Genomic DNA, 14,719 nt, shown 5'->3' with positions numbered 1-14,719 from the left:
ATCCTTGCCCTGCCCCGGTTTTCGGGACAGGGTGAACCCATTCAACGACGCGGATATCCCTATATGACTCATCTACCAGATCCAGATCGCCAACCGGAATTCTATCAATCGGTGGCGACCAAGCGCTTTGTTGCCTGGCTGTTCGATATCGCGCTGATATCGCTGCTTTGTATTGTGCCGGTCTTTCTAACTTTTTTTGCCGGACTGTTCTTTTTGCCTCTGATCTACGCCGTCATCAGCTTTGTCTACCGTGTCGTCACGATTGCGAACGGGTCGGCCACTTTGGGCATGCGTTTTATGGGAATCGAACTGCGCGATGCATTCGGCGCACGGATGGACCTGGGCAAGGCTATCGCCCATACAGCGGGATATTTCGTCAGCATGGCGATCTTTGTGGTGCAGGTCATCTCGGTCATCATGATGCTGACCAGTTCCCGCGGACAGGGCCTGACGGATTCCTTCCTTGGAACGGTGATGATCAACCAGCGCGCGTAATAGTAACCCTGTCGCGTGAATCACTTGGCGGCTCCGGGATCGATTGCTATCATCCCGGTCAGGAAACACGGGACTTTCATGCGACACACGCTGCCTATCGCGCCACAATTCTATGTGACGGCCCCACAGCCTTGCCCTTATCTTGAGGGCAGGATGGAGCGGAAGCTGTTCACAGCCCTACAGGGCGAAGGGGCGGATCAACTGAATAACTCTTTGTCGCAACAAGGGTTCCGGCGCTCGCAAAACGTCCTGTACCGGCCGTCATGTGCCGATTGCGCCGCTTGTCTGTCAGCGCGTATCGACGTATCCGCGTTTGCCCCCAGCAAAAGCCAAAAGCGCGCGGTCAAGCGAAACGCGTACCTGCAGCGCAAGGCCAATTCGCCTTGGGCCACCGATGAACAGTACGAGCTGTTTCGCCGCTATCTGGATACCCGCCATGCCGATGGAGGTATGGCCGATATGGACGTGTTCGAATTCGCCGCAATGATCGAGGAAACTCCGATCCGCAGCCGCGTTGTTGAATATGCGGACCCCGACACCGATGACCTGATCGCCGTTAGTCTGACCGATGTTCTGGATGACGGGCTTAGCATGGTCTACTCGTTCTATGACCCGCATCAACCGCGGAATTCCTTGGGCACCTATATGATCCTCGATCATATCGACATCGCACGCGAGGCCGGGCTGCCCTATGTTTATCTTGGATATTGGGTCCCTGGCAGCCCCAAGATGGGATATAAGGCCCGGTTTTCGGGGTTAGAGGCATATATTCAGGGTGAATGGGTCAAGGTCGGAAACCCGGATGATCTTGCAGGATCGGGCCACCACCCTCTGTCCACCGCTCCGATTGCCGAACAAGTGGCGAATATCCAATTGCCTGACCGACACCCGACCAAAGGCTGAAGTCCCATGCGTCAGAGCCTGCATGCGGTGACCCTCGTGGTGCCAGACTACGATGCTGCAATTTCATTTTACACGCAAACCCTGAGCTTCACGCTCGAGCAGGACATTGATTTGGGTGATGGTAAGCGTTGGGTGCGCGTGGCCCCTCCGAACGCGCCCGAGGGGTCTTTGCTGCTGGCCAAAGCGGCTGACGTCGATCAAAACAAGGCCATAGGCAACCAAACCGGCGGACGTGTCGGCTTTTTTCTGGCGACGGATGATTTTCACCGCGACCATGCGGCCATGACGGCAGCTGGCGTAACGTTCGAGGAAACCCCGCGTCATGAACCTTATGGAACCGTCGCGGTCTGGCGTGACCCGTTTGGAAATCGCTGGGACTTGATCGAGTTCAGCTAGCGCTTGTTCCAGCATATTGACTGTCTCGGGGCCGATCCCTCAGAAAAGATGAAGAATTATTAATCATCTAAATGGCGACTTCCCAACGCCCAGCGATTGAATCCTTACCCTACGTCACCAAGTACTCCTGATCCTCAGCCGTTCGGCCCCGTTTAGATCCGGGCGGCTGGGCTTCAATGACACAGCCCGTGATGCAACAGGTTCCCGACCTGCGGGTTTGGCTTTGGGAAAGGGAGACGGACAATGACCCATGCTATGCGACGGCTGCTTGCGGCCAACCTGACGACGCAAATTCTGACGGCCCTTGCGCTTGGTTCAGCCCTTGGACTGGCCCTGAACTATTGGCACATCCCGTTCCTTCAGGAGCACGTGGTCAACGGCCTGTTCACCATGGTCGGTCAGATGTTCCTGAACGCGCTGCAGATGCTGGTCGTGCCGCTGGTGGTGTTTTCCCTACTGTGCGGCGTGATTGGGATTGGTGATCTCAAAGTCTTGGGGCGTGTCGGAGGGCTGACCTTTGTGACCTATCTGGCGACCACGGCGCTGGCGGTGATGACGGCGCTTGTGTTTGCCAACATCATCAACCCCGGCATGGGTTTCGACGGTCTGCATATGGCCAGCGCGGATGTGTCCGTCGCAACGCAGGATACCGCGTGGCAGATACTGGCAAACATCATCCCCAAGAACCCGGTTCAGGCGCTAGCCAATGGCGAAATGCTGCAAATCATCTTCTACGTGATCGTTGTTGGTATCGCCGTACTAATGATCGGAAGCCGCGCCAAACCCTTTGTCGAGGGCTGTACCTTCATGAACGAACTGGCGATGAAAATCGTCGAGATCGTGATGGCCTTCGCTCCGATCGGCGTCTTCTGCCTGATTGCCAAGACATTTGCGCTGGAAGGGTTCGGCCTGTTTGCCCCCGTCATCGGATATCTGGCGACCATCAGCCTGACGCTTGTCTTCCACCTTTGCGTGACGTTGATGGTGCTGCTTTATGCCTGCACCGGCCTCAGCCCACGCGCGTTTCTGCGCAAGATGCGTTCGGCGCAGGTGTTTGCCTTCTCGACCTCAAGCTCGAACGCGACGATCCCGGCCTCGATGCAATGCGTGACGCAGCGCATCGGTGTAGACCGCTCGGTTGCCTCGTTCGGCATTCCGTTGGGCGCGACGATCAACATGGACGGCACCGCGATCATGCATGGCGTGGCGACGGTGTTTCTGGCCAATGCCTATGGGATTGATCTGGGCCTTGGTGGATCCATGACAATCATCTCGATCTCGGTTCTTGCCTCAATCGGCACTGCCGGAGTGCCTGGCGTTGGGATTGTGATGCTGGCCATGGTGTTGAATCAACTGGGAATGCCGCTGGACGGGATCGCCATCATCCTCGCCGTTGACCGGATCATCGACATGATGCGGACGGTGGTGAACATCACCGGAGACGCGGTTGTCACCACGATTGTCGCGCAGCGTGTCGGCAAGCTGGACAGGGCGGTATTCAATGACCCCGACGCAGGGACTCTGACCCCCGCCACGCTGGATATCGACCACGAGTCTGAGACTGCTTTTGCAAAACTGACGCATCCCAAAGCAAAAGCCTGAACAAAAAAAGACCGGAGGCCACAGGGCCTCCGGTCTGTTATTCTAATGTCGGCCTGATCAATTCGGGATCAGATCCGGCACGATGGTCACGATGGACGGGAAGAACCAAAGGATACCAATCCCGACTACCTGGATCAGTACGAATGGAATGATCCCGCGATAGATATGACCTGTTGTGACCTCTTTAGGCGCAACGCCCCTTAGGTAGAACAGCGCGAACCCGAAAGGTGGCGTAAGGAACGAGGTTTGCAGGTTCACCGCCACCATGATCGTCACCCATTTCGGATCGAACGACCCGCCATAGATCACCGGGCCCACGATGGGGATCACGATGTAGATGATCTCGAGGAAATCCAGCACAAAGCCCAGAATGAACAGTACCAGCATCACGATCAGGAAGACCGTGAACTCGTTGTCAAAACTGCGCAGGAACTGCTGGATATAGTGCTCACCCCCGAACGAGATCACCACAAGGTTCAGCAACTGCGAGCCGATCAGGATGGTGAAGACCATCGAGGTCACCTTGGCCGTCTCACGCACCACGGGCGTCAGAACCCCGCTGGTAAACAAGACCCAGCAACCAAACAGCAAGCCAAACAGGGCAAACAGATAGGCGCCATAGGCCACGATGAAGGCAATCCAGGTCTCGACGCTGACATCGCTTTGGTTGATGCGCAGGTCAAAGTTCACACCCATCAGCAAGGCCACGATCACGGCCAAAGTCGCCCAAATGATCACCTTGGCCGAGCGGCCCTGATCCTGCAGCTTGCGGTACGCGGCCAACATGATCGCCCCGCCTGCCCCCAGCGCCGCAGCGGGCGTCGGGTTGGTCACACCACCAAGGATCGAGCCCAAAACCGCGATGATCAGAACCAGCGGCGGGAAGACCACGCGGATCAGATCATTGGTCGCGCAGCGCGCAGCGGCCTCTTTGCAGCCATAGATGGCCAGCGCAAACGGCACCGCCAGCAGCATGAAGGTCGCACCGGAAGACGTAGTCGGCGCAATGAGCAGGACATCGACCAGCAGCATCAGCAACAAGCCGATTGCCCCTACGATCAGCGGCTGCGTCGGCTTCGATGGCGCAATGCCGCGACCCATGACCAGCGTCAGACCCAGCAACACGACCATGACAGCCACACCCGTGCCGATCGGCGCGGCAGCAGCAATCTTGGCTTGTTGCGCAGCAACCAGTTCTTCTTCGGTCAAGCGGGTCGATTCGGCGGCACCACCTGCGGCATCGATGGCCTCTTGCTCGGCCACCGCCTCATCCCAGGCCGATTGGCCATGCAGTTCGATCATCGAGGCTTTGCACTGCTCGGACACATTCGTGCGCAGCGACGCGCCCTCACCGATATCCGAGAAGGCCGAGACACTGATGTTCTGGCTTCCGACAACACCAGCACTGCTCAGAACCATCATACCCACGATCAGCGCAACCGGTGCACCCAGCAACCAGGTCAGACCTTCGGCACGGGTGATCGGCTCACCACTACCGCCTGACATTTCAACGGCCGGGGCCTTCTCCGGATTCAGCAACGCATAGCCAAAGGCATAAAGCGCATAAAGCAGCGCCAGCATGATCCCCGGCAGCAAGGCAGCCTGAAACAATGTCCCAACCGAGACAACGGCGGGCTCACCCAGATAGGTCAGCGCGTCGGTACATCCCGCATCCTGCGCGCGTGTTTCCTGCGCGGTGGAATAGAGATCCCCCGCCAGTGTCCCCAACAGAACGATCACGATCGAGGGTGGGATGATCTGCCCCAATGTGCCCGAGGCCGCGATCACACCAGTCGCCAGTTCCGGCGAGTAGTTGTTGCGCAGCATGGTTGGCAGCGCCAGCAGGCCCATCGTCACCACGGTCGCGCCCACGATCCCGGTCGAGGCCGCAAGAAACGCCCCCACGACCACAATCGACACGGCCAGACCACCGGGCAGAGGGCCAAAGACACGTGCCATCGTGGTCAGCAGATCGTTAGCGATCTTCGAGCGTTCCAGTGTGATGCCCATAAGGACGAACATCAGCACCGCCAGCAGGGTCTCAATCGACTGACCAGCCAGCACGCGTTCGTTCATACGGTTCACGATGAAGGACACGTTGCGGTCCAGCGCGGTTTCCCAGCCCTGCACAAAGACCGGCTCGGCGATCCTTGGTAAATCCGGGAAGCGGAACACCGACACCGTGTCAGGTTTGACGCCCGAATTCACGAGGTCCCGGTAGGCTTGGGAACTGGTATCAATCGCCTGATGTATCAGCAGTCCGGCACTGTCCAGCGCCGCGATGATCCCGAAGGAAATGATCCCTGCCCCACCGATGGCGAACGCCACCGGGAAACCGGATAGGATGCCTCCGAAAAGGCAGAAGAATACGATAATGAGGCCAATCTCGACGCCATCAAGTCCGAATAACATAGTCTGGGTCTCCGTCCCTAATGTGCGCCTTCGTAGGCTTCTTCACCCTCACCAAGGCTGTCCTTGTCGAGGTGTTTTCCGATGCTCTCGGACCCTTCCGAGTATTCCAGGAACGAGCGGTAGAGGAATGCGATGGCGTGCAGGAACACCATGGCCGCAAAAGCCACCAGCAGGATCTTGAACAGGAAGTAGGCGTTAAACCCGTTGGGGCTGAAACCGATGGTTTCCACGTTCCAGCGCAGCGCGCGAGACTTGGCAATCAGGCGATCCAACGCATCACTGGCCGAGGGTTTCGGCACGATCAGGTGCCGCCACATGAAGTACCAGCCATACATCCAGGTCAGCACGGCCATCGGCATCATGAACAGAATTGCACCACACATGTCGACTACGCGTTTCGCCCGGTGGCTGATCCCGGCATAGATCAGGTCAACGCGCACATGCCCGCCCTGCACGAACGTATAGGTACAGCACAGGCAGACCACCATGGCGTTGTATAGTTTAAGTTCTTCCGCGAACCAACTGATATCCTGAGTGAATGGGATACCAAGACCAAAGGACATATCAGGGCGGGTGAACACACGCTGCATGAAAACGATGACAATCTGCTGGATGACCATCAGCAAACCGGCCCATGCAAAGAACCGGCCAGTGGTGTTCGCAAAGCCCTCAAGAACCCGCACCATCCCCCACATGAAATTGCGGTGGTACAGGCCGACGGCGGTCAGAACCAGAAAGAAGGTGAAGATCACAAAGAAAAACTCGACCGAGCCACCGTAGTAGACAAAGCGCATGATCGACGCCTTGTCTGACCAGTCCAGCCAGAGTTGCGGATGCGTGATGGCGTATCCGAAATTATAGAAGGCTTCGGCAATGTTCTGGATGAACCATACAAGTCCATTCCACAGGGCGCCGAAGAACGAGATACCGTTTTCGTCCTGCATGTTGTCCCCAGGTCGCGTCAGTTGCACCTATGATGCGCGGCTGTCCGAACCGCGCTGTTGCAACGGGAAAGGCTTCCCCACGCGTGGTGGGGAAACCGTTTGGTCGAAGAAACGCTGCTTAGCCGCGAACGCGGTCGCGCTGGGTGGTGTAGGCACCCGACGACAGGTTGTTCCATGCCGAAGACGCTGCCATCGACGACATTGCGCTGTCGTGGATTTTCTTGAACAGCTCGTCGCCCATGTTTTCGTCCAGAACTTCCTGGCTGGCCTGACCGAAGGCATCCCAGACGCTGTCGGGGAATTCCAGAACCTTCACGCCACCCGACTGCAGGCGCTGCAGCGCCGCGCCGTTGTTGGCCAGGAATTGCGCCAGGTTCCACTGGTGTGCTTCACCAGCCGCGATCTCGATGATCTTCTGCTGTGCAGGTGTCAGTTCGTCGAACACGTCGCGGTTCGTTGCCAGCGACAGACCTGCGCCCGGCTCGTGGAAGCCCGCAGTGTAGTATGTCTTGGTAATTTCCTGGAAACCGGCTTTTTCGTCCGCCCAGGGGCCAATCCACTCGGTGCCGTCAATCGCACCCGAGGACAGCGCCTGGTACACTTCCGAGCCCGGAATGTTTTGAACCGATGCGCCCAGTTTGCCCAGTGCCTGACCACCCAGACCCGGCATGCGGAATTTCAGACCCTGGAAATCCTCGGGGCCGTTGATCTCTTTCGAGTACCAGCCGCCCGCCTGCGCACCGGTGTTCCCGGCCAGGAAGGATTTCAGGCCGAAGATTTCGCCCAGCTCGTCATGCAGCTCCATGCCGCCATCGTGGTAGTACCAGTTCACCAGTTCCTGCGCAGTCATGCCGAACGGTACAGCGGTGAAGAATGCGTAGCCCGGGTGCTGACCCACAAAGTAATAATCGGCCGCGTGGTACATGTCGGCCTGACCGGACGAAACGGCGTCAAACACCTCGAACGCACCAACCAGCTCGCCCGCAGCTTTGATTTCAACCGTCAGGTCGCCATCGGACATCGCAGTGATGCTGTCGGCGCAACGCTGTGCGCTGTCAAAAACGCCCGCCAGACCGCGACCCCACGAGGTCACCATGGTCAGAGTGCGCTTGCCCTGTGCATAAGCCGGTGCTGCCAGCGTGGTGGCCGCTGCAGCCGAGCCGCCCAGAGCAGATGTTTTTAGAAATGAACGACGATCCATATGAGTGTTCCTCCCCTACATAGTCAAATTCCCCGAGCGCTGTCGGGGCAGTCGTTTTCAGTGCGCGCCAGCCTAATGACAGGAATTTGAATGTGAATACCTACTACTACGTAGGTAAGCCGGTTTTTCTGCGGCGAGGCGTTGAAATTGCGGAAACGTCCAGTGTTTTCCGCTCGCGAACGATAGAAAAAACCGGTCGCGAGCAAAGATTTTGCATTTTCCCGCGCGCTTGCGTATCGATTCGTCCATGAAAGGATTTCGCAACCTGATCTCGCTGACCTATGGCCAGAAACTGTCACTTGTGGCAGCTATCCCGCTATTGGTGGCCGTAGCGGCAATTGCGTTCTTTGTTACACAGGAAGCCCGCGCCACGGCCGAGCGCGAAATTCAGGCACTGGAACGTCGCCTGATCGAAGCCAAGAAGGAAGAACTGCGCAACTACGTCACTCAGGCACGCAACGGGTTTGCCTATATCTATGGCCGCGCCACGCCCGACGACAAGGTCGCGCAGAATCTTGTGACGCAGATCCTGTCGGCGATGATCTACGGCAAGGACGGATTCTTCTTCGTCTATGACTATGACGGCAACAACCTTGTCAGCCCGCGTCAGACGCAATTCATCAACCGCAACTGGGAAGGGCTGACCGACAGCGATGGCACCCCTGTCGTGGATGAGTTCATTCGCCTCGCCCGTCAGGGGGCAGGATGGCACAGCTTTATGTGGCAAAAGCCCTCGACCGGGGAAGAGGCGCAGATGATCGCCTATGTGGTCGGCCTGCAGGACTGGCGCTGGGCCGTGGGAACCGGCGTTTTCATCGACGATATCGTAGCAACCGTCGCCAATGCCCGTGCCGAGGTCGAGGCCCGTGTGCAGCGCACCTTTGGATACATCGGCGCTATCGTTCTGGCGGCTGTTCTGATCGTTTTCACATCGGGGATGCTGCTGAACGTTCGCGAGCGCAGGTTGGCCGACGCAAAGCTGAAAGAGCTGACACAACGCGTTTTCGATGCACAAGAGGAAGAGCGCGGCCGCGTGGCGCGCGAATTGCATGACGGGATCAGCCAGATCCTTGTGGGCGTGCGCTATGCGTTGGATAATGCCCGCAGGCGGTTGGAACGTGGCGATGATGCGGGCGCGCGTGACCCTTTGGGCAAGGGCATCGACCATCTGGGATCTGCCATCACCGAAGTTCGTCGCATAAGCCGCGACCTGCGTCCCGGCGTTTTGGACGACCTCGGGCTTGGCCCTGCCCTCAAAGCATTGACCGATGACTTTAGGGACCGCACCGGAATCGACACCGAGTTCTCAACGGTTGTCTTCCGCAACCGTCTGGATCAGGACAGCAAGATTGCGCTCTACCGTATCGCGCAAGAGGCCCTGACCAATATCGAACGCCATTCCGGCGCAACTCGTGTTACGATAGACCTGCGCGGCCACAAAAAGGGCGCAACCATGCGGATCACCGACAACGGCCGCGGACTGCGCAGTGCACCCGGCGACGGCAGTACGGGGATCGGGCTGCGAAACATGCAGGAGCGTATCGAACAGCTTGACGGATCGCTGCGTATTCTGTCATCACGCGGCCCACGCAGCGGCACGGTGATCGAGGTCAGCCTGCCTCTCAGCCATTTGCTGCCGCCGCAGGAAGACGCCACGCCCAACCGAAAGGCCGGTACATGAGCGACGCCACAATCCGTGTCCTTATCGTAGACGACCACCCGATGGTCGCCGAAGGGATACAGTCGATCCTCGAAAGCTACGACGAAATCACTGTTGTCGGAACGCTCAGCAGCGGGCAAGACGCCGTAGATCAGGTCGCTACTCTGGCACCTGATGTGATCTTGATGGATTTGAACATGCCCGGAATGGGCGGCCTCAGCGCGACCGAGATCATTCTGGAGCGCCTGCCTCAAACCCGCGTTCTGGTCCTGTCCATGCACGACAGCCCTGAATACATTTCAACGGCCCTCAGTCACGGGGCCAAGGGATATGTCCTAAAGGATGTTCCGACGGACGAGATCAAGAAGGCCATAGATGCCGTTATGCAAGGCGAGCAATACCTGTGCACCGGGGCCAGCGGATCGCTGGAACCCAAAAGCGGTGGTGCGCGCGAGGCCCTGACGGGTCGGGAACAGACTATTCTGCTGGAGCTGGCGCAGGGAAAATCCAACAAAGAAGTAGCCCAAACGTTGGACATCTCGGTCCGCACGGTCGAGACCCACCGCAAGAACATCAAACGCAAACTGGGAATTTCTTCGACCGCCGGTCTGACTCGCTATGCGCTCGAGCATGGAGTCTTGCAGGGCACCAGCCCCGGTTTCTGACCGCAGCGCGGCACGCGCTGCCCGGCCCAACCGGCGGAGATGCGCCGCAGGCGCATTGACAACGGGCGGGAGCACTCAGCCCCGTGGCCTGATGTACTGACCGAAAAAGACCAGCGTTCCATCTTCATCAATGACGTGAAACTCGCGCTGCTGATAAGGTTGGTCAAATGGTGGCCGCACGCGCCCCTCGGGCAAACTCTCCAACCCCGCGCGCAAGGTTTCATACAGCGCGTCAACATCATCCACGTCTATGTAGAACGATTGCTCATCGCCTAACTGCCGCCCGTCTTCTCGCGGTGGACATTCCAGCAAACGAATGGCCACTGGGCCAAGCGACAGAAACGCATAATTGTCTTGCCGAAACCCGCAAGCAAACCCAAGACGGTCGCAATAGAAGTCTATCTGCTTTAGCAACGAAGAGCACAATACAAATGGGGTGAGCTGCAATATTTCAGGCATACGCGCCTCCGGTGGCAAATCTTTCTCACGCGCAGGCTACCACGTTTCAATCCAGCAATGGATCGTTTCTCAGCCCCTCCCGATCATGGTGATGTTGTAGCACCCGACCATAAAGCTGCTTGGTTCGCTCAACGCTGCCACACATCCCTTCGGCTTCGGCGAATGAGAAAATGCCGACGTAACGGCTGCGCGGCCCTTTCACAGGGGCCACCCGGTGCAACGCGTATCGCCCACGGAATATCTGCAGATCGCCGGGAAGCAGTTCCAATTCACGGACCCTTGCCCTGCTACCGTCAAGAATCGAAGCGACCGATTCAAACTGCTCGTCCTCGGCGGTTCGAAGGTTCGGGACGTATTCGAACGCACCGCCTGCCTCACCATTTTGAATGGCCAGTGTGACCGTGTAGTTGTTGGTGTCGAAATGCCATGGAAAACCCTGCCCCTCCTCCACAACGTTGATGATCACATCCGCCAACGGGTCATCGTAGCGAAAGAACTTGTCTTCCGGTTCATTCAGCGCCGCCCGGATAAAAGGCAAAAAAGGTTCAGACTCATAAATACGCCTCAGCGGCCCGGAATTCGGGAAATTATCCGCAGGCACAAACGCGTTCGAACGATCATAAAACTGCCGCACCGGGTGGCCTCTTTCCAGCGTAGGATCGTCCTGCGTGAAATAGGCGTTCGTCCGGTTAAACGAGCGATGGGCGTGACCTGCGACACGCTCAGCCTCTTGCAACAGCGACGCGACACCTTCGGCATGAACGAACCCCGGCATGACGGCGCAGCCATCCTGATCCAGTTCTTTTCGCAGATCGTTGATTAACTGCTCATATGCCCGCGAGTCCGGACAATCTATCGGATACCGTCCCAGATCAATCAGATCATGCAGCATAGCCTGCCTCCGTTGCCAGCAAAGGTCTGGATCAGGTTGCCTCAGCTTTGAGCCGCAATCATGCTCGTTTCGGACATCCTCGTGACGCTTTTGAGCACGAGCGAAACAGGCGAATGCAGGGAATCAGCGCCCCTATTTCGCAAAAATTCCAGGCATGCGGCAATCTGCGCAATAAAATGTCGCAAAATTCACTGCCTGAGATAGAAAATTGGTGCGATTGCCTGTTGACGCCCCGTCGCGCCGCCCATAATGTCCCTGCACGCAAAAAAGGAGCCTCTGGCGATGAAAGCGCTAGTCGTAATCGTAGGAAACACGCGCATGGGCCGGTGACGGTAAACCATAATCCAACCCATGCGCCTCCGAAAATCTCGGGGGCTTTTTTTTGGCAAAACGCAAGACACATGTCGCGAACGGAGCAAAGCAGATGACACGTGAGATGACCGGCGCAAAGATGGTGGTTCAGGCCCTCAAGGATCAGGGCGTGGACACGGTATTCGGATACCCCGGCGGCGCCGTGCTACCGATCTATGATGAGATTTTTCTGCAAAACGACATTCGCCACATTCTGGTGCGTCACGAACAGGGGGCCGTGCACGCCGCCGAAGGCTATGCGCGGTCGACCGGCAAGCCCGGCGTTGCGCTTGTGACCTCAGGCCCCGGTGCCACCAACGCGGTGACCGGCCTGACAGATGCGTTGCTGGATTCAATCCCGATCGTGGTTCTGACCGGTCAGGTTCCGACCTTCATGATCGGTTCGGACGCGTTCCAAGAGGCTGACACCGTTGGCATCACCCGCCCCTGCACCAAGCATAACTGGCTGGTGAAGGACACGGACTCGCTGGCCGAGACCATGCACGAGGCGTTCCACGTCGCCACCTCGGGTCGCCCCGGTCCGGTGCTGATCGACATCCCCAAGGATGTGCAGTTCGCCTCGGGCGAATATACCGGGCCGAAACCCTCGACCTCGCATTACCAACCGGTTCTGAAAGGCGATCTGGAAGAGATCACCGAGCTGGTTGCCGCGATTGAGACGGCGAAAAAGCCCGTCTTCTACACCGGTGGTGGCGTAATCAATTCGGGCCCCGCGGCCAGCCAGTTGCTGCGCGAGCTTGTGGATGCGACCGGCTTTCCAATCACCTCGACCCTGATGGGTCTGGGCTCTTATCCGGCCTCGGGCAAGAACTGGTTGGGTATGCTGGGAATGCACGGCCTGTATGAGGCCAACCTTGCGATGCATGACTGTGACCTGATGATCAATATCGGCGCGCGGTTTGACGACCGGATCACCGGGCGGATTGATGCGTTCTCGCCGAATTCGAAAAAGGCGCATATCGACATTGATCCCTCGTCGATCAACAAAGTGATACGTGTAGACATCCCGATTGTCGGCGACGTGGCGCATGTGCTGGAAGATATCCTCAAAGTCTGGAAAGCGCGTGGGCGCAAAACGGATGCAGCTGCGGTTGCCAAGTGGCAGGAACAGATCAGCGACTGGCGCAAGGTCAATTGTCTGGCCTACACCAACAGCGAAAAGACGATCAAACCGCAATATGCGCTGCAACGTCTTGAAGAGCTGACTAAAAACCACGACCGCTATATCACGACCGAGGTCGGCCAGCATCAGATGTGGGCCGCGCAGTACCTCGGGTTCGAAGACCCCAACCGCTGGATGACATCGGGCGGTCTGGGCACCATGGGCTACGGCACCCCGGCCTCGATCGGTGTGCAGATGGCCCACCCGGATGCGCTGGTGATCAACGTTGCGGGCGAAGCGTCATGGCTGATGAACATGCAGGAAATGGGCACCGCCGTTCAGTACCGCCTGCCCGTGAAGCAGTTCATCCTGAACAACGAACGTCTGGGCATGGTACGCCAGTGGCAGGAATTGCTGCATGGCGAGCGGTACTCGCATTCGTGGTCCGAGGCCCTGCCCGATTTCGTCAAGCTCGCTGAGGCGTTCGGGGCCAAAGGCATCCTGTGTTCCGACCCCGCCGATCTGGATGATGCGATCATGGAGATGATCAACTATGACGGCCCGGTGATCTTTGACTGTCTGGTTGAAAAGCACGAAAACTGCTTCCCCATGATCCCGTCGGGCAAGGCCCATAACGAAATGCTGCTGGGCGAGGCCGAGACGCAGGGCGTGATCGACTCCAAAGGTTCGGTTCTGGTTTAACAAAATTCGTCGAATTTTGTCGGGCGCTCCGGTGCCCGGCTTTTGCAGAATGATGAAAGGGACGTAAATGTCTGCCCTACATATCAAAAAAGGCTCTACCCGCCATTCCGCTTACAACCTACGGCCGACCTTCTCGGACGTGCAGGAACGTCATACAATCGCGGTTCTGGTCGAAAACGAACCCGGTGTACTGGCCCGCGTGATCGGCCTGTTTTCGGGTCGCGGTTATAACATCGAAAGCCTGACTGTGGCCGAGGTGGACCACACTGGTCACCTGAGCCGCATCACCATCGTCACCACCGGAACCCCGCAGGTGATCGAGCAGATCAAGGCGCAGCTGGGCCGCATCGTGCCCGTGCATGAGGTGCATGACCTGACGGTCGAGGGCCCATCGGTCGAGCGGGAACTGGCGATCATCAAAGTCGTCGGCGAAGGCGACAAGCGGGTGGAAGCGCTGCGTCTGGCAGATATTTTCCGTGCCAATGTGGTCGACAGCACCTTGAATTCATTCATCTTTGAGATCACCGGTGCGCCGGACAAGATCGACGCCTTTGCCGATCTGATGCGTCCGTTGGGTTTGATCGAGATCGCCCGCACAGGTGTCGCCGCACTGCTGCGCGGCGACTGAATATTCTGTCCCGTCCACTGCGCTTACGTAGCGGACGGGACAACTCGGGTTTGATAGCGGCTGCACGCGTTTTAGCAATGTGTTGCCCAAAACGGTCCAAAACACCAAAAATTCCATACAATATACTTAAAAGACTATTGCTTTTACGCATCAGGACGTTAGCCTCGTCTTGTGACGTGGCGTTGGGATGCGCTGGTCAGGGTCCTCAGTACGATTGAAGCGCAATTGTCCGGTCTATTGCTCGGACAAACAAGGTTAACACGGCAACACATAATAAGACCGGGAC

The 14,719-nt window shown here is 57.8% G+C and carries 13 protein-coding genes; 8 read left to right on the top strand and 5 right to left on the bottom strand.

Features of this window, described 5'->3' with window-relative positions:
• The first annotated feature begins 63 nt into the window (after positions 1 to 63).
• The 4 genes from ACR3EG_RS08620 (at position 64) to ACR3EG_RS08605 (ending at position 3,396) form a co-directional block, all read left to right on the top strand.
• Positions 64 to 495: an RDD family protein gene (locus ACR3EG_RS08620; protein ID WP_209194620.1), complete on the top strand. Its 432-nt coding sequence runs from the start codon at positions 64 to 66 to the stop codon at positions 493 to 495.
• A gap of 78 nt (positions 496 to 573) precedes the next feature.
• Positions 574 to 1,398: an arginyltransferase gene (locus ACR3EG_RS08615; RefSeq protein ID WP_480494915.1), complete on the top strand. Its 825-nt coding sequence runs from the start codon at positions 574 to 576 to the stop codon at positions 1,396 to 1,398.
• A gap of 6 nt (positions 1,399 to 1,404) precedes the next feature.
• The gene (locus ACR3EG_RS08610) at positions 1,405 to 1,794 is read left to right on the top strand and encodes a VOC family protein (protein WP_209194386.1); all 390 of its coding nucleotides are present in this window, start codon (positions 1,405 to 1,407) and stop codon (positions 1,792 to 1,794) included.
• A 243-nt stretch (positions 1,795 to 2,037) separates the two neighbouring features.
• A complete protein-coding gene (locus ACR3EG_RS08605; RefSeq protein ID WP_480494913.1) occupies positions 2,038 to 3,396 on the top strand; it encodes a dicarboxylate/amino acid:cation symporter in 1,359 nt (452 codons plus the stop codon).
• Between the two features lie 57 nt (positions 3,397 to 3,453).
• On the opposite strand, the gene ACR3EG_RS08600 is transcribed toward ACR3EG_RS08605, so the two are convergent.
• The 3 genes from ACR3EG_RS08600 to ACR3EG_RS08590 all read right to left on the bottom strand — a co-directional run bounded on the left by ACR3EG_RS08600 (position 3,454) and on the right by ACR3EG_RS08590 (position 7,953).
• Positions 3,454 to 5,808 carry a TRAP transporter large permease gene (locus tag ACR3EG_RS08600; RefSeq protein ID WP_480494911.1) on the bottom strand — a complete coding sequence of 785 codons (2,355 nt, stop codon included), beginning with the start codon at positions 5,806 to 5,808 and terminating at the stop codon, positions 3,454 to 3,456.
• Positions 5,809 to 5,825: 17 nt separating this feature from the next.
• On the bottom strand, positions 5,826 to 6,752 hold the full coding sequence (locus ACR3EG_RS08595) for a TRAP transporter small permease subunit (RefSeq protein WP_480494910.1): 927 nt from the start codon (positions 6,750 to 6,752) through the stop codon (positions 5,826 to 5,828).
• Positions 6,753 to 6,870: 118 nt separating this feature from the next.
• A complete protein-coding gene (locus ACR3EG_RS08590; RefSeq protein WP_480494908.1) occupies positions 6,871 to 7,953 on the bottom strand; it encodes a TRAP transporter substrate-binding protein in 1,083 nt (360 codons plus the stop codon).
• A 247-nt stretch (positions 7,954 to 8,200) separates the two neighbouring features.
• On the opposite strand from ACR3EG_RS08590, the gene ACR3EG_RS08585 reads away from it, so the two are divergent.
• Together ACR3EG_RS08585 and ACR3EG_RS08580 are read left to right on the top strand one after the other, a co-directional pair.
• The gene (locus tag ACR3EG_RS08585) at positions 8,201 to 9,634 is read left to right on the top strand and encodes a cache domain-containing protein (protein ID WP_170354475.1); all 1,434 of its coding nucleotides are present in this window, start codon (positions 8,201 to 8,203) and stop codon (positions 9,632 to 9,634) included.
• Positions 9,631 to 10,278 (top strand): response regulator transcription factor, encoded by a 648-nt coding sequence (locus ACR3EG_RS08580; RefSeq protein WP_170354476.1) that lies wholly within the window; start codon positions 9,631 to 9,633, stop codon positions 10,276 to 10,278. The genes ACR3EG_RS08585 and ACR3EG_RS08580 overlap by 4 nt, the downstream gene beginning before the upstream one ends.
• Before the next feature lie 75 nt (positions 10,279 to 10,353).
• Here ACR3EG_RS08580 and ACR3EG_RS08575 read toward each other — a convergent pair whose 3' ends face one another.
• Together ACR3EG_RS08575 and ACR3EG_RS08570 are read right to left on the bottom strand one after the other, a co-directional pair.
• Positions 10,354 to 10,737 (bottom strand): bleomycin resistance protein, encoded by a 384-nt coding sequence (locus ACR3EG_RS08575; RefSeq protein WP_480494906.1) that lies wholly within the window; start codon positions 10,735 to 10,737, stop codon positions 10,354 to 10,356.
• 46 nt (positions 10,738 to 10,783) lie between these two features.
• Positions 10,784 to 11,629, bottom strand: a complete 846-nt coding sequence (locus ACR3EG_RS08570) for a HalD/BesD family halogenase (RefSeq protein WP_480494904.1) — start codon at positions 11,627 to 11,629, stop codon at positions 10,784 to 10,786.
• Between the two features lie 424 nt (positions 11,630 to 12,053).
• On the opposite strand from ACR3EG_RS08570, the gene ACR3EG_RS08565 reads away from it, so the two are divergent.
• Positions 12,054 to 13,805: an acetolactate synthase 3 large subunit gene (locus ACR3EG_RS08565; RefSeq protein ID WP_480494902.1), complete on the top strand. Its 1,752-nt coding sequence runs from the start codon at positions 12,054 to 12,056 to the stop codon at positions 13,803 to 13,805.
• 67 nt (positions 13,806 to 13,872) lie between these two features.
• Entirely contained in the window at positions 13,873 to 14,433 is a 561-nt protein-coding gene (gene ilvN / locus ACR3EG_RS08560) for an acetolactate synthase small subunit (RefSeq protein ID WP_170354480.1), read from the top strand.
• The last annotated feature ends 286 nt before the right edge of the window (positions 14,434 to 14,719 follow it).

It is taken from the genome of Ruegeria sp. AM7, from assembly GCF_056535965.1.
The sequence above is the reverse complement of the archived record's forward strand: the minus strand, read 5'-3'. Positions and strand labels throughout refer to the sequence as shown.

Excerpts from the sequence above, each read along its gene's own strand:
- ACR3EG_RS08585 (WP_170354475.1), top strand. The coding sequence starts at position 8,201 with ATGAAAGGATTTCGCAACCTGATCTCGCTGACCTATGGCCAGAAACTG.
- ACR3EG_RS08600 (WP_480494911.1), bottom strand. The coding sequence starts at position 5,808 with ATGTTATTCGGACTTGATGGCGTCGAGATTGGCCTCATTATCGTATTC.
- ACR3EG_RS08575 (WP_480494906.1), bottom strand. The coding sequence starts at position 10,737 with ATGCCTGAAATATTGCAGCTCACCCCATTTGTATTGTGCTCTTCGTTG.
- ACR3EG_RS08610 (WP_209194386.1), top strand. The coding sequence starts at position 1,405 with ATGCGTCAGAGCCTGCATGCGGTGACCCTCGTGGTGCCAGACTACGAT.
- ACR3EG_RS08565 (WP_480494902.1), top strand. The coding sequence starts at position 12,054 with ATGACACGTGAGATGACCGGCGCAAAGATGGTGGTTCAGGCCCTCAAG.
- ACR3EG_RS08590 (WP_480494908.1), bottom strand. The coding sequence starts at position 7,953 with ATGGATCGTCGTTCATTTCTAAAAACATCTGCTCTGGGCGGCTCGGCT.
- ACR3EG_RS08605 (WP_480494913.1), top strand. The coding sequence starts at position 2,038 with ATGACCCATGCTATGCGACGGCTGCTTGCGGCCAACCTGACGACGCAA.
- ACR3EG_RS08620 (WP_209194620.1), top strand. The coding sequence starts at position 64 with ATGACTCATCTACCAGATCCAGATCGCCAACCGGAATTCTATCAATCG.
- ilvN (WP_170354480.1), top strand. The coding sequence starts at position 13,873 with ATGTCTGCCCTACATATCAAAAAAGGCTCTACCCGCCATTCCGCTTAC.
- ACR3EG_RS08570 (WP_480494904.1), bottom strand. The coding sequence starts at position 11,629 with ATGCTGCATGATCTGATTGATCTGGGACGGTATCCGATAGATTGTCCG.
- ACR3EG_RS08580 (WP_170354476.1), top strand. The coding sequence starts at position 9,631 with ATGAGCGACGCCACAATCCGTGTCCTTATCGTAGACGACCACCCGATG.
- ACR3EG_RS08595 (WP_480494910.1), bottom strand. The coding sequence starts at position 6,752 with ATGCAGGACGAAAACGGTATCTCGTTCTTCGGCGCCCTGTGGAATGGA.
- ACR3EG_RS08615 (WP_480494915.1), top strand. The coding sequence starts at position 574 with ATGCGACACACGCTGCCTATCGCGCCACAATTCTATGTGACGGCCCCA.